Here is a 1,110-nt window from a genome sequence, read left to right on the forward strand (position 1 = left end):
GGGGCTCGACGTACACCCGTGCGGCGAACGGGATTGAGCGGATTCCCGAGAATGGGATTCATGAGTCCCGAGCATCTTTCTCTTCTTCCAGGCTTGCCTGCCGGCAAGGAATGGCTTCCCGTGAGCCATGGCGAGTCGGCGGACAGTGTTTATCGGCGCACCGATGGCGAGGCCTTCGCCAAGGTGTCCGGCCGGGAAGGCGCGGCGTCGCTGGCGGGTGAACGCCTTCGCACCGAATGGCTGGCGCCTTTCGGTCTTGGGTCCGCCAAGGTGCTCGATTGGCATGCATCGAAAGATGGCGCATGCCTCGTCACGAGTGCCGTTCCCGGCGTGCCTGCCAGCGACCTTCCGGCTGCGGATCTACTCAAGGCGTGGCCGTCAATGGCGCAACGGCTCAAGCTGCTGCACGAACTCCCGATCGCGGATTGCCCGTTCACGCGCGCGCTCTCGACGATGTTCGATCGGGCCGCCGACGTGGTCGCGCGCAACGCAGTCAACCCCGAGTTCCTCGATCCCGAGCAGCAGCACATCCCGCCGCCGCTTCTTCTCGAAGCCCTTCGCGTACAACTGCCCGAACGCCTCGCGCAGGAAGAGCGCGACCGGGTCGTGTGCCATGGTGATGCGTGCATGCCGAACTTCATGATCGATCCGCAGACGCTTCGCTGCACGGGGCTGATCGACCTCGGTCGGCTGGGCGTTGCAGACCGGTATGTCGACCTCTCGCTTTTCCTGGCGAATGCGCGCGAGAGCTGGAGGGGGCCGGACGATGAGCTCGCCGCGCGTGCCGGGCTATTCGGCGCCCTGGGCATCGACGAGCCCGACGACGAGCGGCTTGACTTCTACCTTCGTCTGGATCCGCTGACCTGGGGTTGATGCACAGCGCTCGGTGCTGCGATTGTTTCCATCGCATGAACGCCGCGGTTCCTTTTGCTGCGGGTTTTTACCTACTCATCGGCTCACAATTCATCTCACAGACCAGCCCACAAGCGAATCTGGATGAACAGGCCCCGAGCGAGGTGGCCGCCCCCCGAAGGGACGGTGACCCACCCAAGACCGGTTCGAAACCATCCCGTATGCAAAGAACTGAATTGAAGGAAATCCAAATGACCG

The 1,110-nt window shown here is 63.4% G+C and carries 2 protein-coding genes; both read left to right on the forward strand.

Going from position 1 to position 1,110, the window contains the following annotated elements; all coding sequences use genetic code 11:
• The first annotated feature begins 60 nt into the window (after positions 1–60).
• Complete coding sequence (locus ACSFA2_RS25680; protein WP_435458151.1) at positions 61–873, forward strand: APH(3'') family aminoglycoside O-phosphotransferase; 813 nt, start codon at positions 61–63, stop codon at positions 871–873.
• A 35-nt stretch (positions 874–908) separates the two neighbouring features.
• A partial coding sequence (locus ACSFA2_RS25685; RefSeq protein ID WP_435458152.1) for a hypothetical protein occupies positions 909–1,110 on the forward strand: 202 nt, incomplete at its 3' end.

The sequence above is a fragment of the Variovorax cryoconiti genome (assembly GCF_051216395.1).
Taxonomy (GTDB): domain Bacteria; phylum Pseudomonadota; class Gammaproteobacteria; order Burkholderiales; family Burkholderiaceae_C; genus Variovorax.

Excerpts from the sequence above, each read along its gene's own strand:
- ACSFA2_RS25680 (WP_435458151.1), top strand. The coding sequence starts at position 61 with ATGAGTCCCGAGCATCTTTCTCTTCTTCCAGGCTTGCCTGCCGGCAAG.